Annotated in this window: 18 protein-coding genes and 1 pseudogene; 14 read left to right on the top strand and 5 right to left on the bottom strand. The window is 65.1% G+C overall.

Translation table 11 applies throughout. From position 1 onward, the window contains the following. Nucleotides 1-74: 74 nt before the first annotated feature. A complete protein-coding gene (locus tag E8F11_RS02695; protein ID WP_280287260.1) occupies nucleotides 75-1,133 on the bottom strand; it encodes a tartrate dehydrogenase in 1,059 nt (352 codons plus the stop codon). Between the two features lie 127 nt (nucleotides 1,134-1,260). Between E8F11_RS02695 and E8F11_RS02690 the strand changes: the two genes are divergently transcribed. The 7 genes from E8F11_RS02690 (at nucleotide 1,261) to E8F11_RS02660 (ending at nucleotide 13,340) form a co-directional block, all read left to right on the top strand. Further along, entirely contained in the window at nucleotides 1,261-2,190 is a 930-nt protein-coding gene (locus E8F11_RS02690; protein WP_280287259.1) for a LysR family transcriptional regulator, read from the top strand. A gap of 239 nt (nucleotides 2,191-2,429) precedes the next feature. Continuing rightward, a complete protein-coding gene (locus E8F11_RS02685) occupies nucleotides 2,430-2,774 on the top strand; it encodes a hypothetical protein (RefSeq protein ID WP_280287258.1) in 345 nt (114 codons plus the stop codon). A gap of 89 nt (nucleotides 2,775-2,863) precedes the next feature. Next, the gene (locus E8F11_RS02680; protein ID WP_280287257.1) at nucleotides 2,864-4,120 is read left to right on the top strand and encodes a TolC family protein; all 1,257 of its coding nucleotides are present in this window, start codon (nucleotides 2,864-2,866) and stop codon (nucleotides 4,118-4,120) included. After that, the gene (locus E8F11_RS02675) at nucleotides 4,117-5,604 is read left to right on the top strand and encodes an efflux RND transporter periplasmic adaptor subunit (protein ID WP_280287256.1); all 1,488 of its coding nucleotides are present in this window, start codon (nucleotides 4,117-4,119) and stop codon (nucleotides 5,602-5,604) included. The genes E8F11_RS02680 and E8F11_RS02675 overlap by 4 nt, the downstream gene beginning before the upstream one ends. After that, nucleotides 5,601-8,759, top strand: a complete 3,159-nt coding sequence (locus E8F11_RS02670) for an efflux RND transporter permease subunit (protein WP_280287255.1) — start codon at nucleotides 5,601-5,603, stop codon at nucleotides 8,757-8,759. Before E8F11_RS02675 ends, E8F11_RS02670 begins: the two co-directional genes overlap by 4 nt. Before the next feature lie 431 nt (nucleotides 8,760-9,190). Next, entirely contained in the window at nucleotides 9,191-10,900 is a 1,710-nt protein-coding gene (locus E8F11_RS02665; RefSeq protein WP_280287254.1) for an amidase, read from the top strand. Nucleotides 10,901-11,831: 931 nt separating this feature from the next. Further along, nucleotides 11,832-13,340 (top strand): HAMP domain-containing sensor histidine kinase, encoded by a 1,509-nt coding sequence (locus tag E8F11_RS02660; protein ID WP_280287253.1) that lies wholly within the window; start codon nucleotides 11,832-11,834, stop codon nucleotides 13,338-13,340. 329 nt (nucleotides 13,341-13,669) lie between these two features. On the opposite strand, the pseudogene E8F11_RS02655 reads toward E8F11_RS02660, so the two are convergent. Continuing rightward, a pseudogene (locus E8F11_RS02655) lies at nucleotides 13,670-13,990 on the bottom strand (transposase); the annotation flags it as partial. 181 nt (nucleotides 13,991-14,171) lie between these two features. On the opposite strand from E8F11_RS02655, the gene E8F11_RS02650 reads away from it, so the two are divergent. Further along, nucleotides 14,172-14,951 carry an alpha/beta hydrolase gene (locus tag E8F11_RS02650; RefSeq protein ID WP_280287252.1) on the top strand — a complete coding sequence of 260 codons (780 nt, stop codon included), beginning with the start codon at nucleotides 14,172-14,174 and terminating at the stop codon, nucleotides 14,949-14,951. Between the two features lie 113 nt (nucleotides 14,952-15,064). Here the strand turns inward: E8F11_RS02650 and E8F11_RS02645 are convergent, their stop codons facing one another. Then, complete coding sequence (locus E8F11_RS02645; RefSeq protein ID WP_280287251.1) at nucleotides 15,065-15,505, bottom strand: MerR family transcriptional regulator; 441 nt, start codon at nucleotides 15,503-15,505, stop codon at nucleotides 15,065-15,067. A gap of 124 nt (nucleotides 15,506-15,629) precedes the next feature. On the opposite strand from E8F11_RS02645, the gene E8F11_RS02640 reads away from it, so the two are divergent. Further along, entirely contained in the window at nucleotides 15,630-16,865 is a 1,236-nt protein-coding gene (locus E8F11_RS02640; protein ID WP_280287250.1) for an NADH:flavin oxidoreductase/NADH oxidase family protein, read from the top strand. A 76-nt stretch (nucleotides 16,866-16,941) separates the two neighbouring features. Here E8F11_RS02640 and E8F11_RS02635 read toward each other — a convergent pair whose 3' ends face one another. After that, the gene (locus tag E8F11_RS02635) at nucleotides 16,942-18,081 is read right to left on the bottom strand and encodes a glycerate kinase (protein ID WP_280287249.1); all 1,140 of its coding nucleotides are present in this window, start codon (nucleotides 18,079-18,081) and stop codon (nucleotides 16,942-16,944) included. A 106-nt stretch (nucleotides 18,082-18,187) separates the two neighbouring features. Beyond that, on the bottom strand, nucleotides 18,188-19,294 hold the full coding sequence (locus E8F11_RS02630) for a sugar diacid recognition domain-containing protein (RefSeq protein WP_280287248.1): 1,107 nt from the start codon (nucleotides 19,292-19,294) through the stop codon (nucleotides 18,188-18,190). 140 nt (nucleotides 19,295-19,434) lie between these two features. On the opposite strand from E8F11_RS02630, the gene pyk reads away from it, so the two are divergent. From pyk to E8F11_RS02605, 5 genes are all read left to right on the top strand, one after another. Continuing rightward, complete coding sequence (gene pyk, locus E8F11_RS02625) at nucleotides 19,435-20,886, top strand: pyruvate kinase (protein ID WP_280287247.1); 1,452 nt, start codon at nucleotides 19,435-19,437, stop codon at nucleotides 20,884-20,886. A 155-nt stretch (nucleotides 20,887-21,041) separates the two neighbouring features. Then, nucleotides 21,042-22,340, top strand: coding sequence for a phosphopyruvate hydratase (eno, locus tag E8F11_RS02620; RefSeq protein ID WP_280287245.1), 1,299 nt, complete (start codon nucleotides 21,042-21,044; stop codon nucleotides 22,338-22,340). 167 nt (nucleotides 22,341-22,507) lie between these two features. Then, nucleotides 22,508-23,836 carry an MFS transporter gene (locus E8F11_RS02615; RefSeq protein ID WP_280287244.1) on the top strand — a complete coding sequence of 443 codons (1,329 nt, stop codon included), beginning with the start codon at nucleotides 22,508-22,510 and terminating at the stop codon, nucleotides 23,834-23,836. Nucleotides 23,837-24,122: 286 nt separating this feature from the next. Continuing rightward, a complete protein-coding gene (locus E8F11_RS02610) occupies nucleotides 24,123-24,878 on the top strand; it encodes an SDR family oxidoreductase (RefSeq protein WP_280287243.1) in 756 nt (251 codons plus the stop codon). A gap of 128 nt (nucleotides 24,879-25,006) precedes the next feature. Next, the gene (locus tag E8F11_RS02605; RefSeq protein ID WP_280287242.1) at nucleotides 25,007-25,417 is read left to right on the top strand and encodes a cupin domain-containing protein; all 411 of its coding nucleotides are present in this window, start codon (nucleotides 25,007-25,009) and stop codon (nucleotides 25,415-25,417) included. Nucleotides 25,418-25,804 lie beyond the last annotated feature (387 nt).

Raw genomic sequence — 25,804 nt, 5'->3', positions numbered from 1 at the left:
TTCTTGTCACAGGAAGTGCCCGGGAGCCGGCCGCTGGCCTGCCCCCGTGGCGCCGTACCGCTGGATTGCAGTGATTACCGACGGATCAGTTGCAGGACAGCGTCGGTGACCTGGCGGGTGGTGGCAGTGCCGCCCAGGTCCGGGGTGTGCAGCCCGCTTTCGGTCACGGCTTCGATCGCCGCCATCAGCTCGCGCGAGGCCGCCACCTCGCCCAGGTGTTCCAGCATCATCGCGGCGGTCCAGAAGGTCGCGATAGGGTTGGCCACGCCCTTGCCGGTGATGTCGAAGGCCGAACCGTGGATGGGCTCGAACATCGACGGGAATTCCCGCTCCGGATTCAGGTTGGCGGTGGGCGCGATGCCAAGGCTGCCGGACAGCGCCGCGGCGAGGTCGGAGAGGATGTCGGCGTGCAGGTTGGTGGCGACTACCACATCCAGCTGTTCAGGCTTGAGCACCATGGTGGTGGTCACTGCATCCACCAGCTCGCGGTTGGTGCGCACATCCGGGTAGTCCTGCGCGACTTCGGCGAAGACCTCGTCCCAGAGCACCATGCCGTGGCGCTGGGCGTTGGATTTGGTCACCAGGGTCAGGTGTTTGGCCGGGCGCTTGCGGGCGAGTTCGAAGGCGAAACGATGGATGCGTTCCACCCCGACGCGGGTGAAGGTGGAAACCTCGGTGGCCACTTCGATCGGCAGGCCCTGGTGAACGCGGCCGCCGCTGCCGGAGTACTCGCCTTCCGAGTTCTCGCGAACGATGACCCAGTCGATCGCCTGGCCCTTGTTCAGCGGGCTTTCCACACCAGGCAGCACGCGCGCCGGACGCACGTTGGCGTACTGGTCGAAACCCTGGCAGATGGGCAGGCGCAGGCCCCAGAGGGAAATGTGGTCGGGCACGTCCTGGCTGCCCACAGCCCCGAAGAAGATGGCGTCGAAGGTCTTCAGCTCGGCGAGCCCGCCCGCGGGGATGTACTGGCCTTCCTTGAGATAGCGCTGGGAGCTCCAGTCGAAATGCTTGAAATCCAGAGAGAAGGTACCGGCCTTGTCGGCAAGCGCCTGTAACACTTCTACGCCTGCGGCGATCACTTCGACGCCTATGCCATCACCAGGAATTGCCGCGATCTTGTAGCTGCTCATAACTCGACTCCGATTGTTGTTGTGCCCTGCTTCAGGGGCTGTTCAAGCAGGGTTGGGCCGAGTATATGTAGTGAACAGAACGCAATGATTAACCATAAATCACTTCATACTTAACCTGGAGTTACCAATGAGCCAGACCCAGGACCTCGCGTTTTTCCACTTGCTGGCCAAGCAGGGAAGCCTTGCCGCGACGGCCCGGGAAATGGGGGTAACGCCGCCGGCCATCAGCAAGCGCCTGGCCGCCCTGGAATCGCGCCTGGGTATCCGTCTGGTGAACCGCACCACGCGCTCCATGAGCCTGACCGCCGAGGGCGAGCTCTATTATTCCCATGCGGCGCGCATCCTGGCGCAGATCGACGAAGTCGAGCAGATGATCAGCAGCAACCGGGGCACGCCCAAGGGGCTGATCCGCGTGAACGCATCCCTTGGTTTCGGCCGCCGCTACATAGGCCCGGCACTGGCCGCGTTCTATGGGAAGTACCCGGAGGTGGAGGTGCAGCTGGAAATCAGCGACCACCCGCTGGACCTGGCCACCCACGGTTTCGACCTGGGCATTCGCTTCGGCGCCCTGCCGGACGCCTCTTTCCATGCCCGCAAGATCGCCTCCAACCGACGACTGCTCTGCGCCTCGCCGCTGTACCTGGAAAAGCACGGGACACCGGAGAAACTGGCGGACCTGCAGCAGCACAACTGCATCTTCATCCGCCAGAACGAATCACCCTATGGGGTCTGGAGTTTCACCAACGGCGGACGCACACAGAACATCAAGGTGCGCGGTGCCCTGGGCTGCAACGATGGCGAGGTGGCGCTCAACTGGGCGCTGGAGGGGCACGGCATCCTGCTGCGGGCGGAATGGGATATCGCCCGTTACGTGCGCAGTGGCCGGCTGCGCTTGCTGCTGGAGGACGAGACGCCGACCCGTGCCGACGTCTACGCGGTGTATCCCCAGCAGCTCAATCTTTCGGCCCGGGTCCGGAGCCTGATCGACTTCCTGATCGAACGCTTCGAGCGCATCGACCATCTCGATCTGGACGAGCACGAAGCCGCCCATGGGTAGCTCGGCGCCGGAGTGGCAGGCTGAAGCCCAGCCCGGGGACCGGGAGTCGTTCGGCGCGGCACCAATTCCTGCGAGCCCCGAGCTGAGCTTCAGGTCGTTCCCCGAGCCTCCGCTGCGCAGGGAACCTCAGGTCGCGTAGACCGGCTGGCGAGTGCCACTCCCGGAACCATGAAAAACATACTCGCATCCAGGCATTCGGCAATTGCTCCGGCCGCGAGCCAAGGACTAAACTGCGCAGCATGCAACGCCGCATTCGGTTTCTCCTCATCCTTCTGATCAGCCTTGCGCTACCCCTGAGCGGGATGGCGGGCATCGAGGCGCCAACCGAACCCTGCCCCATGCAAGCTGCCGGCATGAGTCAGATGGCGGACATGGATCACGACTGCTGCGATGACATGGGCAAGATGGGAGAGCATGGCAAGAAGGCCTGCAAAACCGGTCAGGAATGCAAGACCAGCAGCATGCTCCAGGTTTCCATCGTGAAACCGCCGGCCCCCTTGGCCGGGCCCGTTCCGGCCGACACCTATCCCGGCATCTTCCCTGACCGTTCCGCCGACGATCCCTGGCGACCTCCCACCGCCTGATTCCTCTCCCTACCTGAACTCCCACCTGCGTCGCTTGCGGCTGCGGGCGGGCATGCGCCTATGCGCTGGTAATTCAGAGGAATCGTCTGATGACTTCCTTCAGTCTTTGCTTCGGGTGGCCCATTCCTGCCGCCCTGGCAATGATGCTATTCGCCTTGCCGAGCCAGGCTGCATCGCTATCGCTGGACGATGCCTTGCAGCTGGCCGAACGAAATGCCCCTTCCTTGACGGCACAAGCTGCCAAACTGGATGCGGCGAAAAGTGCTGCGATACCCGCCGGCGAGCTGCCGGATCCGAAACTGGCCCTGGGCCTGCAGAACGTGCCCATCGAGGGCGACGACCGCTGGAGCCTGGATCGCGACTTCATGACTATGCAGATGGTCGGCGTGATGCAGGAAATGCCCAATCGCGACAAGCGCAAGGCACGAGTCGAAACGGCCCGGGCGTCGATTGATCGAGCCTCTGCCGAGGCAGAGGCCGAACGCGTCAAAGTCCGCCGGGAAACCGCCCTGGCCTGGATCGCGACCTACACCGAGCAACGCAAGCTCGCCCAGTTCGACGAGTTCTTCAAAGAAAACCGCCTGCTGGCCGAGGCCGTCCGCGCTCGCCTGGCGGGAGGACGAGGCCAGGCTCTGGACGCGGTCGAACCCAGACAGGAAGCGGCCCAGCTGGCGGAACAGCAGGACGAACTGACGCTTCAAGTGGCTCAGGCACGAGCGGCGCTCAAGCGCTGGGTTGGCCAGGAAGCCGCCCTCCCCCTTGCCGGCGACTTTCCGCACTGGCCCATCGAGGCCTCCAGCTACCTGCACGCACTGCATCGCCACCCGGAACTTGCGACCTACGAGCCCATGACGCGGGAAGCCGAAGCCCAGGTGCGCGAGGCCGAGGCAGAGAAGAAGTCGGACTGGAGCTGGGAGGTCGACTACCAACGTCGGGGGCGCGAGTTCGGTGACATGATGACCGTGCAACTCACCTTCGACCTGCCGCTCTTCGCCGGGTCTCGCCAGGACCCCAAGATTGCCGCGCGCCGGGCCCAGGTCAATCAACTGGAGGCGGAGCGCGAAGCGCTGGTGCGCGAGCACGCCCAGCAGCTGGAAACGGATCTGGCGGACTATCAGCGCCTGGACCGCGCCGTGACCCGCAGTCAGTCCGCCCAGGTGCCCCTGGCCGAAGAGAAGGTGAATCTCGCATTGGCCGGTTACCGCGCCGGGAATACCGAGCTGGCCAGCGTCATCGCGGCGCGCCGCGAGCTTGTCCAGGCCAGGCTCAGGGCACTCGATCTGCAAGGGCTGAAAGCACTCGCCGCTGCCCGCCTCTACTTCACCTACGGGGAGGGCCGCCCATGAACCGTGCATCGTGGAAACTTCTGGCGTTGCTGGGACTGGTCCTGCTCGCGGGCGCGGCAGCGGGTTACTGGTTCGCGATGCAAGGCCGTCCGACAAGTGCCTCCATGGCCGTCGGCGGCCATCCCGACTCTCCGCCGACCGACCGCCAGCCGCTCTATTGGTACGACCCGATGTTCCCCCAGCAGAAGTTCGACAGCCCCGGCAAGTCTCCCTTCATGGAGATGCAGCTGGTTCCCAAATATGCCGATGAGCCGGGTGAAAGCAGCTCCGTCCGCATCGATCCCGGCGTCCAGCAGAACCTCGGTGTGCGGCTGGCCAGGGTAACCAGGGGAAAGCTGAAGCAAACCCTGCAGGCGACCGGCGCGCTGGCCTTCAATGCGCGCGCGGTCGCCCAGATACAGGCCCGGGCCGGTGGTTTTGTCGAGCGGACCTATGCGCGCGCTCCTGGTGATCTGGTGGTAGCCGGGGAGCCCCTCGCCGACCTGCTGATCCCCGACTGGGCCGCCGCCCAGGAGGAATTCCTGGCCCTGCGCCGCACCGGCTCCTCCGAGCTGGCTGCTGCCGCCCGACAGCGTTTGCGTTTGCTCGGAATGCCGGCGGAGCTGATCGCTCAGGTTGAGCGCAGTGGCAAGGCCAAGCCCGTCATGACCCTGACCAGCCCCATCCGCGGCGTGATCCGGGAGCTCGACGTGCGTACGGGCATGACCCTGTCAGCCGGGCAGACCCTTGCCAGCATCAATGGCGTGGAGCGCATCTGGCTGGAGGTGGCCATCCCGGAATCCCAGGCCGGGGCGCTGCAGGTCGGGCAGACGGTCGAAGCCCGGCTGCCTGCCCTTCCGGGGGAAGTGATCCACGGGGCGCTCGCCAGCGTACTTCCCGAGGCCGACCCACAAAGCCGTACGTTGCGCATACGCATCGAGCTGGACAACCCGGAAGGCCGTTTGCGCCCGGGCATGACCGCACAGGCGCGGCTGAACCAGCATAGCCGCACGGACGTTCTGCAGTTGCCCAGCGAAGCCGTCATCCGCACGGGCAAACGTGCCCTCGTGATGCTCGCCGAAGACAACGGCCGCTTCCGCCCGGTCGAGGTCCAGCTGGGTCAGGAAAGCGATGGCCAGGTGGAAGTGCTGAATGGCTTGGACGCCGGCCAGCAAGTCGTCGCTTCCGGGCAATTCCTGATCGATTCGGAAGCCAGCCTGAAAGGTATCGAAGCCCGGGCCCTGGACAAGGCGCCTTCCGCGCCGGAACCGCCCGCCTTGCATGAGGCAGAGGGCAGCATCGTCGAAATCGGCGAGCAGCAATTGACCATCTCCCACGGTCCGTTCAAGACCCTGGGCATGCCCGGCATGAGCATGAGCTTCCCGTTGGCCAGGCCCGAACTGCTCCTTGGACTCAAGGTGGGCGACCGCATCCGTTTCAAGGTGCGTGAAACCGACGCCGGACTGCAGATCGAGCAGTTGCAGAAGCTGGAGGCGGCGAAATGATCGAGAAGCTCATACGCTGGTCGGTGGCCAACCGCTTCCTGGTGTTGCTCGCCACCTTGTTCGCGGTGGCCTGGGGCCTGTGGTCACTGCGCAGCACACCCATCGACGCCCTGCCCGACCTGTCCGATGTGCAGGTGATCGTCCGCACCAGCTACCCGGGCCAGGCGCCGCAGATCGTCGAGAACCAGGTCACCTATCCCTTGGCGACCACCATGCTTTCCGTACCGGGGGCCAAGACAGTCAGGGGCTTTTCCTTCTTCGGCGACAGCTTCGTCTATGTGCTCTTCGAAGATGGCACCGATCTCTACTGGGCGCGTTCACGGGTACTCGAATACCTGAGCCAGGTGCAGGGGCGCCTGCCTGCAGCCGCCAAGCCTGCCCTGGGCCCGGATGCCACCGGGGTCGGCTGGATCTTCCAGTACGCGCTGGTGGACCGCCGCGGCACCCACGACCTGGCGCAATTGCGAGCCTTGCAGGACTGGTTCCTCAAGTTCGAGCTGAAGACCCTGCCCAATGTGGCCGAGGTCGCCTCGGTGGGCGGGATGGTCAGGCAGTACCAGGTCCAGGTGGACCCGATCCGCCTGGCAGCCCTGGGAATTACCCAGGACCAAGTGACCGAGGCCATTGGCAAAGCCAACCAGGAAACCGGCGGTGCGGTGCTGGAGCTTGGCGAGGCCGAATTCATGGTCAGGGCGACCGGCTACCTGAAAACCCTGGCCGACTTCCGCGCCGTGCCGCTGAAGCTGACGCCGGAGGGCACCCCGGTCACGCTGGACGATGTGGCGACCATCCAGCTCGGACCGGAGATGCGACGGGGCATTGCCGAACTCGATGGCGAAGGGGAAACCGTCGGCGGCGTGGTGATCCTGCGCAGCGGCAAGAATGCCCGCGACACCATCGCCGCCGTGAAGACCAAGCTCGACGAGCTGAAGAAAAGCCTCCCCGACGGCGTGGAGATCGTCACCACCTACGACCGCAGCCAACTGATCGAGCGGGCCGTGCTCAACCTGAGCCAGAAGCTGATCGAGGAGTTCATCGTCGTCGCCCTGGTCTGCGCCGCGTTCCTCTGGCACCTGCGTTCGTCCATGGTCGCCATCGTCTCGCTGCCGGTGGGGGTGCTGATCGCATTCGGAGTCATGCACTATCAGGGCATCAACGCCAACATCATGTCCCTTGGCGGGATCGCCATCGCCATAGGCGCCATGGTCGACGCGGCGGTGGTGATGATCGAAAACGCCCACAAGCGCGTCGAAGCCTGGTACGCCAACCACCCCGGCGAAACCCTGCACGGCGAACAGCACTGGCGCGCGATGACCGATGCGGCGGTCGAAGTGGGCCCGGCGCTGTTCTTCAGCCTGATGATCATCACCCTGTCGTTCATACCCGTATTCACCCTCGAGGCCCAGGAAGGTCGCCTGTTCGGACCGCTCGCCTTCACCAAGACCTACGCGATGGCGGCAGCGGCGGGTTTGTCGGTGACGCTGGTTCCTGTCCTGATGGGGTACTGGATACGGGGCCGGCTGCCGCCCGAACGACGCAATCCGCTCAACCGTGGGCTGATTCGCCTGTACCAGCCGGCGCTGGATGCCGTACTGCGTTATCCCAAGGCCACCCTGGTCGTGGCCTTGCTGGCCTTCCTCACCACGCTCTGGCCCCTCGCGCGCCTGGGCGGCGAGTTCCTGCCGCCGCTGGATGAAGGCGACCTGCTCTACATGCCCTCGGCGCTGCCCGGCCTGTCCGCGCAGAAGGCCTCCGAACTGCTGCAGCAGACTGACCGCCTGATCAGGACCGTCCCCGAGGTTGACCGGGTCTTCGGCAAGGCGGGACGAGCCGAGTCCGCCACCGACCCCGCACCGCTGGAGATGTTCGAGACCACGGTACGCTTCAAGCCCAGGGATCAGTGGCGCGCGGGGATGACCAGCGAAAGCCTCGTCGAGGAGCTGGATCGCGTGGTCAAGGTGCCGGGGCTGACCAACATCTGGATTCCGCCGATTCGCAATCGGATCGACATGTTGGCCACAGGTATCAAAAGCCCTATTGGCGTGAAGGTCGCCGGAGCGAACCTCGATGAAATCGACCAGGCGACCCGGGCCATCGAGCGTGCCGCCAAGACGGTTCCTGGCGTGACCTCCGCCCTTGCCGAACGCCTGACTGGCGGACGCTACATTGACGTCGACATCGATCGCCAGAGCGCCGCCCGCTATGGCATGAACATCGCTGACGTGCAAGCGATCGTGGCCAGTGCCATCGGTGGCCAGAATATCGGCGAAACAGTGGAAGGACTGGCTCGCTATCCCATCAACCTGCGCTACCCGCGCGAGTGGCGAGACTCGGTCGATGCCCTCGAACGGTTGCCGATCTATACCGCCCAGGGCGGCCAGATCACGCTGGGGGCGGTGGCGCGGATACGGATAGTCGATGGCCCGCCGATGCTCAAGAGCGAGAACGCCCGCCCATCAGGCTGGGTGTACATCGATGTTCGCGGACGGGACCTGGCCTCGGTTGTGGCCGACCTGCGTGAGGCGGTCGAGGGCTCGGTCAGCCTGGCCCCGGGCATGAGCCTCAGCTATTCCGGGCAGTTCGAGTTCCTGGAGCGGGCCAATGCGCGCCTGAAACTGGTGGTGCCAGCCACCCTGGCGATCATCTTCGTCCTGCTCTATCTCACCTTCGGTCGTTTCGATGAAGCGCTGCTGATCATGGCCACCCTGCCCTTCGCCCTGACCGGAGGTGTGTGGTTCCTCTACCTGATGGGCTTCAATCTCTCGGTCGCGACCGGCGTCGGCTTCATCGCCCTGGCTGGCGTGGCCGCCGAGTTCGGCGTGATCATGCTGCTCTACCTGAAGAACGCCTGGACGGAACGGCAAGACGCCGGCCAAACCACGAACGCCGCCCTGCAGGGCGCTATCCGGGAAGGTGCGGTACAGCGCGTTCGACCCAAGGCCATGACCGTCGCCGTCATCATCGCTGGCCTGCTCCCCATCCTCTGGAGCGGCGGCACCGGCAGTGAAGTGATGAGCAGGATCGCCGTCCCCATGGTCGGCGGCATGATCACCGCACCTCTGCTGTCCCTATTCGTCATCCCGGCGGCGTATTGGTTGATGCGCCGTCGCAGCCAATTCCATTCCACTCCCCATCCTCTGGGAGAACGCTCATGAAACAGGTGCTTGCAGGAGAACAAGTCCCTTTCGAGTTCAAAGCGGTAGCTTCGGCAGATCCGCAGAAGCGACATCGGGGGCGAACCGTCATACTGATTCCCCTGCCACCCGCTTGGTGCAAAATAGAAGGCTCTGTCCTGGTTGAGTGTTGCAACAGACCGGAACTCCTGCAGGAGCGAGCTTGCTCGCGAAGTGAGTCCGTTCGCCAGCAAGCCGGCTCCTACGGGGCTTCAGGCTCGTCGGTTGATAACTGGCAACGCCTGACACAGACATAGCCAAATGGAACGCCCAGCGACTTCGCCAGCCCAGGCAGCAAGTCCTGAACCAGTCGCATGATGCAGTGAAACGAGGAGCAATATGAGAGCCGAGCCCAAGGTGCCGTGTGATGGAGACATCCACTGCCTAACCCACCAGCAACCGGCGGTGACAGCATGATCGAGGTAACCGAGGTTTCCATAGCCGAACTGCGCGCTGCGCTCGAGTCTGGCCGAGTGACTGCGGTCGAGCTTGTCCAGGCCTATCTCGCCCGGATCGATGCCTACGACGGACCCGACACGCCCACCGCCCTCAACGCGGTAGTGGTTCGCAACCCCGATGTTCTCAAGGAAGCGCAGGCGTCCGATGCCCGTCGGGCCCGGGGCGAAACCCTTGGCCCGCTCGATGGCATCCCCTACACGGCCAAGGACAGTTATCTGGTCAAGGGGCTCACTGCGGCCTCCGGTAGCCCCGCGTTCGCGAACCTGGTTGCCTATCGCGATGCGTTCACCATCGAACGACTTCGCGCCGCCGGGGCGATCTGCCTGGGCAAGACCAATATGCCGCCCATGGCGAACGGCGGCATGCAGCGTGGGGTCTATGGACGCGCCGAGAGCCCGTACAACGCTGGCTATCTCACCGCCCCCTTCGCATCGGGGTCGTCGAACGGTGCAGGTACGGCAACGGCAGCCAGCTACGCGGCATTCGGCCTCGCTGAAGAAACCTGGTCGAGCGGACGCGGGCCTGCATCGAACAATGGCCTGTGCGCCTACACCCCTTCCCGCGGGGTGATCTCGGTGCGCGGGAACTGGCCACTGACTCCGACCATGGACGTCGTCGTGCCCTATGCCAGGACAATGGCAGACCTCCTCGAGGTGCTGGACGTGGTGGTGGCGGATGATCCCGACACACGGGGAGACCTGTGGCGGCTGCAGCCCTGGGTGCCCATTCCGAGTGTCGCCTCGGTTCGTCCCGCCTCCTATCAGGAGCTCGCCGCGAAAACCGACGCACTCGCCGGAAAGCGCCTCGGCGTTCCCCGTATGTACATCAACGCGGACCCCGAAGCGGGCACCAGCGAAGCGCCCGGCATCGGTGGTCCGACCGGCCAGCGAATCAACACCCGGCCCTCCGTGATCGCGCTCTGGGAAGAGGCTCGAAAGGCGCTCGAAGACGCCGGTGCCGAAGTGGTCGAGGTCGACTTCCCACTGGTCTCGAATTGCGAGGGCGATCGTCCCGGGGCGCCGACGGTGTTCACTCGTGGCCTGGTGTCCAAGGAGTTCCTGCATCACGAGTTGTGGGACCTGTCGGCCTGGGCGTTCGATGACTTCCTGCGCGCCAACGGCGATCCGAAGCTGAACCGTCTGGTCGATGTGGACGGACCGCAGATCTTCCCCCACGACCCGGGCACCCTGCCGAATCGCGAAGGCGACCTGGTCGCCGGTATGGACGAGTACGTGCGGATGGCCGAGCGCGGCATCACCCCGTGGGATCAGATCCCCACGCTGCCTGACGGGCTGCGCGGGCTCGAACAGACACGTCGCATCGACCTCGAAGACTGGATGGAGCGCCTGGGGCTCGATGCAGTGATCTTCCCGACAGTGGCCGACGTGGGGCCGGCGGACGCGGATGTGAATCCGGAGTCTGCGGATATCGCCTGGAGTAACGGAATCTGGGTCGCCAACGGCAACCTCGCGATCCGCCACCTGGGCGTCCCCACGGTAACCGTGCCGATGGGCGTCATGCCGGACATCGGCATGCCCGCAGGGCTGACATTCGCTGGTCGCGCCTATGATGACTCGGCCTTGCTTCGCTTGGCGTCGGCGTTCGAGTCGACCGGGACGAAGCGCCTGATCCCGCCGCGAACCCCACCCTTGCAGCGCGGCTGAAAATGGAAGTGGCGGGATTGAGGCTGTACCAGCTTCAATCCCGCTCGGTCACGGCGCGCCCGAGCAAACTGGCAAAGGCGCGCCGGATCACTTCCGGCGCATTCGCGCTTCATTGCGGCCCATGTTGACCCGGCGCTCATTGGCTCTAACTCTTGCAGGAGCCAGCTTGCTGGCGAAGGGGCTCATTTCGCGAGCAAGCTCGCTCCTACAAAGGAGGCGTAGCCAATTCATTCGCCAAAGGCGACGCCTTCGCTCCGCGTGATCGGACGGATGACCATCGACGCTTGCGCGAGAAGGCGTACGGCAATCAGGTATTGCGTGGGCCTGCTACGCCAACACGAGACGCATTCGCGAACGGCGGTCTGGTAACCCTAGTACCAGGATCCCCAGGCACCAGAAATTTCCGCCCCCTCCCGCAGAATGCGGTTGAACCCGCGCTCCCCATCAGTTCGCTTCGTTCGCGGAACGCCGACCGACCACCTTGCGAACTAGAATTTCAGTAAGGCCCCGCGGAGAAGGGTCCCTGGCCGTCGTAGCACCTTCCCCATCCGCGATGACTCGCGAAGCTTCGGCGGCCTCCTTTGGGAAAAAAGGCACAGAGTCATTACTCCTTCACCTCCGTTTCGGGTCGGATAGCGGCCCTCCTCCGGTGCTGGCCCATGAGCGCCACGCCCCCCAATAGCCATAGACCTGCTCCGGAAGAGGCGGCCCTGGCGAGCCTGTTCGGTGAGGACTTTGCCGCCTATCGCACGCGCGTGCGCAGGTGGCTGTAGGGCAAGTGCCTGTCGCCACCTGCTCCGCCAATGTTGATTCGTGAACGCCTCTGGGCGTCGAGCTTCCGACCAGTCACGTTTTTTGACCGGTAGGCAGAGGCCGCCGTCAACCTGGAAAGGCGCTGCTATAAGTCCGAAAGCCACAGGGGAGGACGCACATGAACGCTGCAGCATTCGGGGGAAGCTACAGGGAGACGGCAGAGGCAAGCGAGATTGCGCCCACGCAGCCATTTAACTTGCTGCGCTGGTTCTCGCTGATCAGTCTGGCAATCATCGCATCCGTGGCACTGGCCATTGGCTCCATTTCCACTCACTTCCTGGTCAGCGAGAGCCTGGAGCGAGACGCCATGCTATCCGCGCAGTTCATCCAGACCCTGGCAAAAGGCGAGACTCGCCACCATGGGCTGGAGGGTATACAAATGGGTAATGTCCTGATCCCGGAGCAGTATTGGATGTTCACGGACGAGGCGCGGAAGAACCGCGAACGCGCCCGCTCGGAGTTCCTCGATCACCTGTCGCACCTGCCAGACTCACTCCTGGCCACCATCTACGCGCCGGACCGGACGGTTACCTGGTCAACCAATCCCGAACTGATCGGCCAACACATTGCCGCGGACGAGGCCCTGGAAGAGGCCTTCGAGTCCGGCGGGCGAGTATCGGCCAAATACAACGAAGTGGAAGAAGGTCGGGTCGAGCAGAAGTTTCTTCGTGCGCCCAAGATGTTCTTCATCGAAAACTACATTCCGCTGATCGACGATCAGGGAAAGGTCCTGGCCGTGGTTGAGATCTACAAGGAACCGGTGGATCTCCTCGAACGCGTCAATCGCGGCAACCGCCTGATCTGGACCGCGACGGCACTGGGCGGGCTGCTGATCTACCTGGCACTGTTCTGGCTCGTGAGGCGGGCATCCAACCTGTTGGCCTCCCAACAGAACCAACTGGTTGCCAACAAGATCTACGTAGGCCTGGGAGAAATGTCCAGCGCCGTTGCCCACAGCCTGCGCAATCCGCTGGCCTCGATCCGTTCCAGTGCCGAACTGGCGCAGGAAATGGATGGTCCCCATCTGCAGAAGTGCATCACTGACATCATCAGCCAGGTGGACCGACTCTCGACCTGGGTCCGGGACCTGCTGCTGTGCCTGCGTCCGCTCCATGGCGAATCCGAGGAAGTCGAGCCGATGGAAATCGTGCGGGCGACCTTGGGCAACTTCGATCAGCAACTCACAAAATCCAAAATCCACGTCTCACTGGTCGATCAGGCCAGTCCGCTGGTCACCAGCCACAAGCTGTTGCTGTCGCAAGTGCTGAACAGCGTGATTGCCAATGCCATCGAAGCCATGCCTGGAGGTGGCCAGCTCTCAATCCAAGCCTTCCCGGATCTGAACGGCCAATGGTTGGATCTGATTATCAGCGACTCGGGCAAAGGCATGTCCCGGCAGCAGGAAATGATGGCCTTCAAGTCCTTCTACACCACCAAGCAGGGCGGATTGGGCATCGGTTTGATCATGGTGAAGCAGATCATGGAGCGATTCGGTGGCAGAGTCAGTCTGACCAGCCGGGAAAAGGAGGGCACCAGTGTCCGGCTGAGTTTCAGGGTCGCTGAATCAGTGCAGAAAACCTCCGAGACGGAACCCGATAATGCTGACCGAGCGGAGCACATGGCCTGAGGCCTGTGCCACTTCGAACTTGTTGCCGAGTCTTCGATAACGACTAGATGCTCCAGCGTGAGAGATGTCCGTATATGGACTCCCCCTCATTGCAAGCCCCCTTCGCTTTGGCGCCCGCGCCGACTGCGCACGTATATTCGGCCTCGGACTACGGCATCGTTTCGATGCGGGGCCATGATGGGCTAATCGCGCGCCGGCTCCCATTCGCTTTTCCGTGCTGGTCGCACCAGGACATTTGAGGGTTTTGCCGGCGCCGGTTCGACCGGTTTGCCATCGCTCGGGTTGCATCGCAATCGTGGTGTGGGGCGGTTTCTCCGGGGATGAATGGGTCAGGCCGCTGCTCGCCCGGGGTGGTAATCCGTGTCATACCGCAGCATGGCCCACGCCAGGCGCGCCGTTTTGTTCGCCAATGCGATAGCGGCCACATGGGGATGAGCGCGCTCCGCTAAACGGACGACCCACTGGCTCAGTCGATCGTCTTTGGACTTGGCCGTGCGTAGCGCAGCGCGTGCGCCGTGAACCAGCAGGGTGCGCAGATAGGCGTCGCCACGTTTGCTGATGCCCAAGAGTCGATCCTTGCCACCAGAGCTGTGTTGCCGTGGTGTCAGCCCCAACGAGGCAGCAAATTGTCGGCCGTTGGCAAACTGGCGGACACCTTGCCGGTCAAGATCAACCAGAGGCGTCGCCCGCTACCCGGATCTCATGGAAAAGGTCACTCGAATCATGAACAGGCGCGTCGTCGCACTTCTTCTGCCGTTGGCCGCAGCGGCGTTGCTCCTCACATCGGGCATCGTCACGCAAACGGCGGCACAAACCTCTGAGGAACCAGACATGAATCAGAACGAACAAGCCGTCCGGACTGGCTACGCGCCCGTCAACGGCCTGCGCCTCTATTTCGAGATTCACGGCGTCGCCAACCCCACGCAACCGCCGCTCGTACTGCTGCATGGCGGCGGCGACACCATCCAGACGTCTTTCGGCCGCATCTTGCCGGCGCTGGCGGATGGGCGCCAGGTCATCGCCTTCGAGCAGCAGGGCTATGGACACACGGCGGATATCGCCGATCGGCCGTTCAGCTTCGAGCAGTCCGCGGACGACACGGCGGCGCTGCTGGAGTATCTGCACATCGAGAAAGCGGATCTCTTCGGGTTCAGCAACGGCGGCACCATCGCGTTGCAGGTGGCGATCAGGCATCCGAATATCGTACGCAAGCTGGTGCTGGCGTCGGCCCTCGTCAAACGCGATGGTGCTTATCCATGGCTCTGGGACGCGATGGACAAGGCCAAGCTGGAGAACATGCCGCCGGAACTGCAGCAGGAATACCTCAAGGTCGCGCCCCAGCCCGAGAACCTGCGGATGATGCATGACAAGGCGGCCCGGCGCGTGCGCGACTTCAAGGACATCCCGGCCGATGCAATCCGCAGCGTCGCCGCGCCGACCCTCGTGGTAGTCGGCGACGCCGACGTCATCCGGCCCGAACATGCCGTGGAGATGTTCCGGCTCCTTCCGCACGCACAGCTCGCCGTGCTCCCCGGCACCGATCACATGCAGGTGACGGCGCGCACCCGTTGGCTGGCGCCGATGATCGACGGTTTTCTCGATGCGCCGTAGCCGGCCGGTAGGGTGCGCCGTGCGCACCAGCGGCTGAGCGTCGCGTGCAATGACCGATCCCGCAATCGGTGCGCACAGCGCACCCTACGACAAGCCAGGTGTCGAGGTCCCGATCAGGGTCTGGAGCCCTTTCCGGTGGCGCCCTTCCCTCCCTGCTCCCGCCACCCGGCCAGCATGCGCTGGGCGTTCTCCTCGCAGCCCATGCCTTCGGGTTTGCCTTCGATACCGGCGATGATTTCCAGCAGCCGCGCGCGGCTCTGTGCCAGGCGCTGCTGCATGGCGTCGATCTCAGTGACCTTGCGCTGGAGGCTTTCCAGCAGCAGATCGTGGTTATCGGTACGCCGGGCCGGATCGGGTATGAGGTTGCGCATTTCCTCGAGGCTGAACCCGGCCTGTTGGCCACAGGCGATGATCTCCAGGGCGTGCAGCGTCTGCTCGGGATAGTCGCGATAGCCATTGCCCAGGCGCTGGGCGCTGATCAGGCCGCTGGCTTCGTAGAAGCGGATGCGCGAGGCGGCCAGGCCGCTGCGCCGGGCGAGTTCGCCGATCTTCATTTAATTGGGGCTCCCCTATTGACCTTGAAGCTGACTTTAACCTTAGGCTTTGCCGCGACACAGCCCCGCCGTCGCCCGGATAGCCACAAGCCGACGCACGGCGCCCAACCATCCGGAGAGCCCCATGTCGCCCTTCCAGCCCTTGCAATTGCCCAATGGCGCCGTCATCCCCAACCGCATCGCCAAGGCGGCGATGGAGGAGAACCTCGCCAATCAGGACCAGACCCCATCGGACCAACTGCTGCGCCTCTACCGGGCCTGGGCCGAAGGTGGCTCCGGGCTGCTGCTGACCGGCAACGTGATGGTGGACGCCCGCGCCATGACTGGCCCCGGCGGCGTCGTGCTGGAGGAAGGACAGCGGCTTGAGCGCTTCCGCGAGTGGGCGCGCATCGGCCGGGCGCAGGGGGCGCAGTTCTGGATGCAGATCAACCACCCCGGCCGGCAGATGCAGGCCAACCTCGGCCAGTCCACCGTGGCCCCTTCCGCCGTGGCGCTGGACATGGGCGGGCTGTCGAAACTGTTCCCGGTACCCAAGGCGCTGGACGAGGCGGAGATCGCCGCGCTGATCCAGCGCTTCGCCCGCACCGCGGCGCTGGCCGAACAGGCCGGCTTCAGCGGAGTGCAGGTGCATGCCGCCCACGGCTACCTGCTGAGCCAGTTCCTCTCGCCCCTGAGCAACCGTCGCGAGGACCGTTGGGGTGGCTCCCTGGAGAACCGCGCGCGCCTGCTGCTGGAAGTGGTGAAGGCGGTGCGCGCCCAGGTGTCGCCCGGCTTCTGCGTGGCGGTGAAGCTGAATTCGGCGGACTTCCAGCGCGGTGGCTTCGAACCGAGCGACGCGCGCCAGGTGGTGCTCTGGCTCAGCGAACTGTCGGTGGACCTGGTCGAGCTTTCCGGCGGCAGCTACGAGGCGCCCGCCATGCAGGGCGATGCCCGTGATGGCCGCACCCTGGCCCGCGAGGCCTACTTCCTCGAGTTCGCCCGGGAGATCGCCGCCATCGCGCCCATGCCGGTGATGGTCACCGGCGGCATCCGCCGCCTGCCGGTAGTGGAACAGGTGCTGGCCAGCGGCGTGGCCATGGCCGGCATCGCCACCGCCCTGGCGGTCGACCCGACGCTGCCGGGCCTCTGGCAAGCGGGCCAGGCCCACGCCAGCGCCGAGCTGCCGCCGATCCGCTGGAAGCGCAAGGCCCTGGCCGCGCTGGCCTACATGTCCCTGGTGAAGTTCCAGATGCTCCGCCTGGCACACGGCAGCCAGCCCGACCCTAATGCTTCGCCACTGCGGGCACTGCTGCAGGAGCAATGGAAGACCCTGCACCGCGCGCGGCAATACCGGCGGTTGATGAGCCGCCGGGCGGGCTGAGCTCGCTCCTACATGTCCGGTCCGAGCGCGTCAGCCGGTGCCCCCCGTGACCGGGTACCACGCACCAGCCCTACGTTTACCCTCGCCCGGCCAGCCTGAGCACCCGCGCGATGTCGCGGGCGCGCTCGCGCAACAGGGTCGGTGCCTGGCGGCAGGCCTGTTCCAGGGTCATGGGGCCGGAGGCCAGGGAGAAGGCGGCCTCTATGCCCTGCTCGTAGATGTCCGCATAACCCTCGCCGAGGGTGCCGGCCAGTACGATCACCGGCACCTGTTGCTGCCGGGCGATGCGGGCGACACCCAGGGGCGTCTTGCCGCGCAGGGTCTGGGCATCGAAGCGCCCTTCCCCGGTGATCACCAGGTCCGCACCCTGCGTATGGCGCGCGAGCCCGGTCAGCTCCGCCACCATCTCGATACCGGGGCGGAAGCCGGCCTTGAGGAAGGCCCGCGCCGCGAAGCCGATGCCACCCGCCGCGCCACTGCCGGGGAAGTCTCGGTGATCTTCGCCCAGCAACTCCTGGCACAGGTTGGCGAAATGGCCGAGGGCCGCGTCCAGCAGCAGCACCTGTTCTTCGCTGGCGCCCTTCTGCCGGCCGAAGGTATTGGACGCCCCATGGGGCCCGCAGAGCGGGTTGTCGACATCGGCGGCGAGCTCGAATTGCACATCGGCCAGGCGCGGGTCCAGGTCATCGATATCGATCCGTGCCAGGCCGGCCAGCGGCAGGCCGCCGGGCGGCAGCTCCGCACCGGCCGCATCGAGCATGCGTGCACCGAGAGCCTTCAGCATGCCTGCGCCGCCATCGTTGGTCGCACTGCCGCCGACGGTAAGGATGACTTTACGCACGCCAAGCTCCAGTGCCTCGCGGATCAGCTCGCCGGTGCCCAGGGTGGAGCTGACGCAGGCATCGCGGCGATCCAGGGCGACCAGTTGCAGGCCGCTGGCTTCGGCCATTTCAATGATCGCCGTGCGGGATTCCGGCAGCCAGCCCCAGCGTGCATCCACGGGCTCGCCCAGCGGCCCAGAGACCCGGCTGCTGCGACGCTCGCCGGCCAGCGCCGAGAGGATGGCATCGACCGTACCTTCTCCACCGTCGGCCATCGGGCACTTGACCAGCTCGGCTTCGGGAAACACTTCTTGCAGGCCCAGTTCGATGGCGCTGGCCACTTCGGCAGCGCTCAGGCTGTCCTTGAACGAATCGGGGGCTATGACGATTTTCATGGATCACTCCAACTCCGGCGAGACTCCATGCTGTCATGCCACCCAGCGCGTCGCCTTGTTCAAATGAACAAGGCGACGTCGCAGGCACTGTGCATCCTGACAAAGCTCAGGCGTCGGCATCAACGGCCAGCAGCTGTACGCCGAGATAGAGCTCCACGAGGTCGTTCAGCCGGGTCACGTCCTTGCCGCTCAGCTCGGCGATCCGCTCCATGCGGTAACGCAGGCTGTTGCGGTGGATGCCCAAGGCGTCGGCGCAGGCCTGGGGCTGGCCGTCATGCTCGCACCAGCTGCGCAGCGTGCGCATCAGCTGGCCGTTGCTGTCGCGGGACTGGATCTCCAGCAGCGGCGCCAGGAGTTCGCCGATTGCATCTTCCTCGCGGTGCGTCCAGAGCAGGGTGTGCAGGCGGCAGCGGGCCAGGGAAAGGTGCTGGCGGTCCGGCTTCACCGCTTGCCCATAGGCCAGCAGCTCGGCGACCCGGTGGCAGCCCCGGCGCAAGCCGTGGACATCGTCGGCGGGCACCCCCGAGGCGATCCGCGCCACCTTCCAGCCATGGTTTTTCAGCCGTTCGATCAGCCGCAGCGGGTCGATGCCCGGGTTCGACGGGCAGCACCAGAGCACGGTGTGGGACGACGGCATGATGCACCAGCTGTCCGCATAGCGCGCGCCCAGCCACTCGGCCAGGGTCGCCGCGGAGGGGCCTTCGCCTATGTCGATCAGGTAGGGCGTGCGTCCCAGATTGGGCTTCAGGCCCAACTGCTGGGCTTCGTCGATCAACCGCTGGGAGCCGCCGGTCTCCCCGAGCAACACCGCCAGCAAGTCGTCGCTGCGCTGCTTGCGCCACCGCCGCTCGGCCTGCATGTGGCTCTGGTCCACCAGCATCTCGGCGGTCATTCGCACAAGTTCGGCGTAGGTGCGCAGGGTTTGCGGCTCGCCCGAGATGCCGAGCACGCCGATCAGTTCGTCGTCGTGCATCAGCGGCAGGTTGATGCCCGGCTGCACCCCCTTGAGGTTGCGCGCAGCCTGCTCGTCGATCTCGACGATGCGCCGGTTGGCCAGCACCAGTTGGGCGCCTTCGTGGCGGGTATTGATGCGATTCTTCTCGCCGCTGCCGAGGATCAGCCCCTGGCTGTCCATGACGTTCACGTTGTACGGCAGGATCGCCATCGTGCGGTCGACGATGTCCTGGGCGAGCTGGTGGGTGAGTTCGAACATGCGGGCGGATCCAGGTGACGGACTTGTTCAAACATACAACAAGTCTTCCTGAGCGTTGTCATTCCGCCCAAATGATCCTCCATGTCGGCGCCATAGACTCCCTGGGGACCCACCACCCGGACCGCCAACAGGAAGTCGTCATGCGCAAACGCCGAACCAAGATCGTCGCCACCATAGGCCCCGCCAGCAGCAGCCCGGAAGTGATAGAGCGGATGATTCTCGCCGGGATGGATGTCGCCCGGCTCAACTTCTCCCACGGCTCGCCGGAAGAGCACATCGCCCGTGCGCAGCTGATTCGCGAGACCGCCGCCCGCCACGGCCGCCATGTCGCCCTGCTGGGCGATCTGCAGGGGCCGAAGATCCGCATTGCCAAGTTCAGCGGCAAACGCATCCAACTGGCCGTAGGCGACCGCTTCAGCCTGTCGGTCAGCCACCCGCTGGCGGACGGCAACCAGGAGGTGGTGGGCATCGACTACCCCGAACTGCTAGGCGACTGCCAGGTGGGCGACGAGCTGCTGCTGGACGATGGCCGCGTGGTGATGCTGGTGGAGGCGAAATCCGCCGACGCCCTGCATTGCCACGTGCTGGTGGGCGGGCCGCTGTCCGACCACAAGGGCATCAACCGCCGCGGCGGCGGCCTGACCGCTCCCGCGCTGACCGACAAGGACAAGGCCGACATCCGCCTCGCCGCCGCCATGAACCTCGACTACCTGGCGGTATCCTTCCCCCGCGATGCGGCCGACATGGAGTACGCCCGACGACTACGCGACGAGGCCGGCAGCGACGCCTGGCTGATCGCCAAGATCGAGCGTGCCGAAGCCGTGGCCTGCGACGAAACCCTGGATCGGCTGATCGAGGCCTGCGATGGCGTGATGGTCGCCCGTGGCGACCTCGGCGTGGAGATCGGCGACGCCGAGCTGGTGGGCATCCAGAAGAAGATCATTCTTCACGCGCGCCAGCACGACAAGGCGGTGATAGTCGCCACCCAGATGATGGAATCCATGATCGACAGCCCCATGCCGACCCGCGCGGAGGTGTCGGATGTCGCCAACGCGGTGCTGGACTGCGCCGATGCCGTGATGCTCTCGGCCGAAAGCGCGGCGGGCAGCTACCCGGTTCAGGCCGTCGAGGCCATGGCGCGCATCTGCGTCGGTGCCGAGAAACACCCCATCAGCGAAAAGTCCGGCCACCGCCTGGGCAACCGCTTCGTTCGCTGCGACGAGAGCATCGCCCTGGCAGCCATGTACGCCGCCAACCACTTCCAGGATGTGAAAGCCATCATCGCCCTCACTGAAAGTGGCTACACGCCGCTGGTGATGTCACGCATCCGCTCCGCCGTGCCCATCTTCGCCCTCTCGCCCCACGCGTCCACCCAGGCCCGCACCTGCCTCCTGCGCGGGGTGTATCCGGTGCCCTTCGACCCGTCCGCCCACGCACCCAATGGCGTCAGCCGCGCCGCCGTGGAAGCCCTGGTGGAGCGCGGCCTGCTCGGCGCGGGCGACTGGCTGGTGCTGACCAAGGGCGACAGCTACAGCGCCTCCGGCGGCACCAATGGCATGAAGCTGCTGCAGGTCGGCCAACCCATCCTCTGACTCCGGAGCCCAGCGATGCACCCGCACGACGAGCACGAAACCCTACCCCACGCGGCCTGGCCCCGCGACTTCGACGTCCGCGCCAGTCGCGCCGAGCAGCAGGAGCTGCTCGCCCCTCCCCCCAACCACCAACAAGCAGAACAAGGTGAAGCGCCATGACCCGGACCTCAGCAATCCAGCAGGTTACCGCCCGCGAAATCCTCGACTCCCGTGGCAACCCCACGGTCGAAGCCGAGGTCAGGCTCGAGGACGGCAGCCAGGGCACCGCCAGCGTGCCGTCCGGAGCCTCCACCGGCTCGCGGGAAGCCCTCGAACTCCGTGATGGCGGGCAGCGCTACGGGGGCAAGGGCGTGCTGCAGGCGGTGGCCAACGTCAACGGCGAGATCGGCCGGCGCCTGCTCGGCCTCGATGCGCGGGACCAGCATCAGGTCGACGCGGCGATGATCGATCTGGACGGCACCGAGAGCAAAAGCCGCCTCGGCGCCAATGCGCTCCTCGCCGTCTCCCTCGCCACCGCCAAGGCGGCGGCCCGCTCCCGGGGCGTTCCGCTCTACCAGCACCTGGCTGCGCTCCACGGCAACCCCGGCCGCTTCAGCATGCCGGTGCCGATGATGAACATCCTCAACGGCGGCGAGCATGCCGATAATAACGTCGATATCCAGGAGTTCATGATCCAGCCCGTCTCGGCCGGCAGCTTTCGCGAAGCGCTGCGCATGGGCGCCGAGGTGTTCCACACGCTCAAGGCCGTGCTCGGCGAGCGTGGTTTGAGTACCTCCGTTGGCGACGAAGGCGGCTTCGCCCCATCCCTGGCGTCCAACGAGGAAGCCCTGGTATTGATCGAGGAAGCCGTGTTGCGCGCCGGCTACGAGCCAGGCCGGGATATCACCCTGGCGCTGGATTGCGCATCGTCCGAGTTCCATCACCAAGGAGCCTACGTGCTGGAAGGCGAAGGCCAGCGCTTCGATGCCGAGGGTTTCAGCGACTACCTGGCCGCACTTTGCGAGCGCCACCCCATCGTTTCCATCGAAGACGGTATGGACGAAAGCGACTGGGACGGCTGGGCCGCTCTCACCCACAAGCTGGGTCAGCGCGTGCAACTGGTCGGCGACGACCTCTTCGTCACCAATCCACGCATCCTGCGCGAGGGCATCCAGCGCGGCATCGCCAACTCGGTGCTGATCAAGCTCAACCAGATCGGCACCCTGAGCGAGACCCTCGAGGCCATCCGCCTGGCCCAGGCCGCCGGTTACAACGCGGTGATCTCGCACCGCTCGGGCGAAACCGAGGACACCACCATCGCCGACCTGGCCGTGGCCACCCTCGCCGGCCAGATCAAGACCGGCTCGCTGTGCCGTTCCGATCGCGTCGGCAAGTACAATCGCCTGCTCCGCATCGAAGAAGCGCTCGGCGCCGCCGCCCGCTATGACGCAAGTGGCCTGCGCAAGGCCATCTGACCATCCGTCCCGGCGCGCTGCACGGCGCCGGGGCTTTTTTGTGCAAAAGCACAGTTTTCGCCGGGTAATGACGTGCAAATACCCGATGACCACGCCAACTCGCTTCAACCAAGCTGTCGCCCCTGCGAACCCCCATAAAAACAACAAGTCCTGAGGAACCGATCGACATGAATCCCTCGACCCACGAAGCCGGTGCACTGGACGGCAACAGCGTCTACCGCCGCATCACCTTGCATCTGATTCCCTTCATCTTCATCTGCTACCTGTTCAACTACCTGGACCGCGTCAACGTCGGCTTCGCCAAGCTGCAGATGCTCGACGCGCTGAAATTCAGCGAGACGGTCTACGGCCTCGGCGCCGGCATCTTCTTCATCGGCTATGTACTCTGCGGCCTGCCCAGCAACCTGGCGCTGACTCGCTTCGGCCCACGGCGCTGGATCGGCGTGATGATGATCGCCTGGGGCACCCTCTCCACCTGCCTGCTGTTCGTCACCACCCCGACCCAGTTCTACGCGCTGCGCCTGCTCACCGGCGCCGCCGAGGCCGGCTTCTTCCCCGGCATCGTGCTCTACCTCTCGCAGTGGTATCCGAGCCATCGCCGTGGCCGGATCATGGCGCTGTTCATGTCCGCCATTCCCGTTTCCGGCCTGCTGGGCGGCCCCTTCTCCGGCTGGATCCTCAACCATTTCGCCGTTGGCCAGGGCGGTCTCGCCGCCTGGCAGTGGATGTTCCTGATCCAGGGGCTGCCGACTGTGGTGCTCGGCCTTCTGGCCTTCATGCTGCTGTGCGACAAGGTCAGTCATGCCCGCTGGCTGTCGCCCCAGGAGCGCCAGCTGGTCGCATCGGAGATTGCCGCTGATGAGCGCGCCCGGCCGCAAGTGGAGAAAACCTCCATCGGCGCCATTCTCACCCTGCCCTTCATCTGGGTGCTGGGGTTCATCTACTTCTGCATCCAGGCCGGGGTCTACGCCATCAACTTCTGGCTGCCCTCCATCATCAAGGGCCTGGGCTTCAGCGACGCCCTGGTGATCGGCTGGATCAGCGCCATCCCCTACCTGCTGGCGGGTGTGTTCATGGTGCTGGTCGGCCGCTCGGCGGACCTGCGCAACGAGCGGCGCTGGCACCTGGTGGTGCCGATGCTGATGGGCGCCGGCGGACTGATCATCGCCGCCAACTTCGCCGGCACCCCGGCCATCGCCATTCTCGGCCTGACCATCGCCACCATGGGCGCCCTCACCGGCCTGCCAATGTTCTGGCCGCTGCCCACCGCCTTCCTCAGCGCCAGCGTGGCAGCTGGCGGCCTGGCACTGATCAACTCGATTGGCCAGATGGCCGGCTTCCTCAGCCCCTACATCGTCGGCTGGATCAAGGACCAGACCGGTTCCACCGATGTTGCGCTCTACTCCCTCGCCGGCCTGACCGTGGTCGGCGCCATCGTGGCCCTGCGCGTCAGCCGCAACACCGCGACCGCGACCGAGGCCGCAGAGGTCGCCTGAGCCCAAGCCCCGGCGGAGAACCTGATCCCGGGCTCTCCGCCTTTCCTTCCTGGGCTTCAATCCGGAGCGAGCGCTGGAGGTGATGCCTCCAAACGCAGACATTCGTCAGCCTGTGGACTGAGCCCACGGGATCACTGCACTGGCACTTTTCCAGCGCTTGCAGCTTGCGTCAGGGGGCTACACTCAAAGACGCCCTGCAACCGGGAGCGCCCTGCTTCCCCAGACGGGCGCTTCTCCCATCCCGCCCGATGTCCTCCGCGGCGTCCATCCCTAGGGAGGCACACACATGAAGATCGTAGTCATTGGGGGAACCGGCCTGGTCGGAACCCAGCTCTGCGCGAACCTGCGCCAACAGGGACATGATGTCCTCGCGGCCTCGCCGAAATCGGGAGTCAACGCTGTCACCGGTGAAGGCCTGGAGAAGGCGCTTGAAGGTGCCGATGTCGTCGTCGACGTCGCGAACTCGCCGTCGTTCGAAGATGCCGCCGTGCTGGACTTCTTCGAGAAATCCGGACGTAACCTCTCCGCGGCGGAAAAGGCCGCCGGGATCAGGCATCACGTCGCCCTCTCCGTCGTAGGCACCGAGCGGCTGCTGGAAAGTGGCTACTTCCGGGCCAAGATGGCCCAGGAAAAGCTGATCAAGGCATCGGGAGTTCCCTATTCCATCCTGCGGGCCACGCAGTTCTTCGAGTTCATCGGCGCCATCGCGCACTCCGGAACCCAGGGCGACACCGTTCGCCTGCCCGCGGCCGCACTGCAGCCGATCGCCTCGGCCGACGTCGCGGCGGCACTGGCGAAAATCGCCGAGCAACCACCCAGCAACCAGACGGTAGAGGTGGCTGGACCTGACCGGCAGCCGATCGCCGCGTTCGTCAAAGCCTACCTTCAGCACAACGGCGACCCGCGGGAGGTGGTTTCGGACGCCCAGGCCACCTACTTTGGCGCACCGATCGACGATCGGACGCTGACCCCCGGCGCCAATCCGCTCATCGGAACCAACCACTACGACACCTGGCTCAAGAACTCTGCCCCTCCGCGCTGACGGGCAGGCCGGTGAAGTGTCCCGCCGACAGGGGGTGACCGCGTTTCGCGGCTCGCCGCCTGCCAGCCCTCGACATCCCATTCGACGGAATCAGACGTATCCCCGGAACTCCAGATGAGGAGAGCCACATGCAAATCCATCATCTCTTCGCCCTGCTTTCCCTGTTGTGCGCCGGGGTCGCCATGGCCCAGGACAAGCCTGCCACCCCGCCGCCCCCGGTTGTCGCGACCGTGATGGTCAAACCGCTTCCCGAGTACCCCGGCAAGGAAGTGCTGATGATCACGGTGGAGTATCCGCCCGGTGGCGCCGATCCGGTTCATCGTCATGACGCGCATGGCTTCATCTACGTACTCGAGGGCTCCGTCGTCATGGGCGTGGCCGGCGGCAAGGAGGTCACGTTGATGCCCGGAGAGAGCTTCCATGAAGGTCCGGAAGACGTGCACACGGTTGGACGCAACGCCAGCAAGGAGAAGCCCGCCAAGTTCCTGGTGTTCCTGCTGAAGGATGTGAAAAAGCCCCCGCTGATTCCGGTCAATTGACTGGAGCCACCGGGCCAGGAGGATGGTGGTCCAGGTCGGAGGCAGACGGTCCCGAACCTCTGCTTTCGGCTGCGGACTCAACGGACATGCTTTGCGCAAGAGTAGAAGACTCGCGCTCCGGCAAAGGAGACGAATCACGGACCTGGCCTGGGTAGACCACAGGCAAGCGATTCAGAAGGCTATGTCTGCGTTAGCTGTTGCAGAACCGAATAGAAGCGTCTAGCACGGACCTTTCAGACCTTCGCTCTTGCCTGATGCAACCCTCTCCCCCGGCCCCCGCCCTGCGCCCCGGCCTGATCGCTTCGCGCTCAGTCGCTCATCGGCACCGGAAGCGGTGCTTCCGAAAGCGTGCCTCTTCGCCCCAGAGGTAGAGGGGTGACTCGCGCC

It is taken from the genome of Pseudomonas sp. BN417 (assembly GCF_029871205.1).
GTDB lineage: Bacteria > Pseudomonadota > Gammaproteobacteria > Pseudomonadales > Pseudomonadaceae > Metapseudomonas.
The sequence above is the reverse complement of the archived record's forward strand: the minus strand, read 5'-3'. Positions and strand labels throughout refer to the sequence as shown.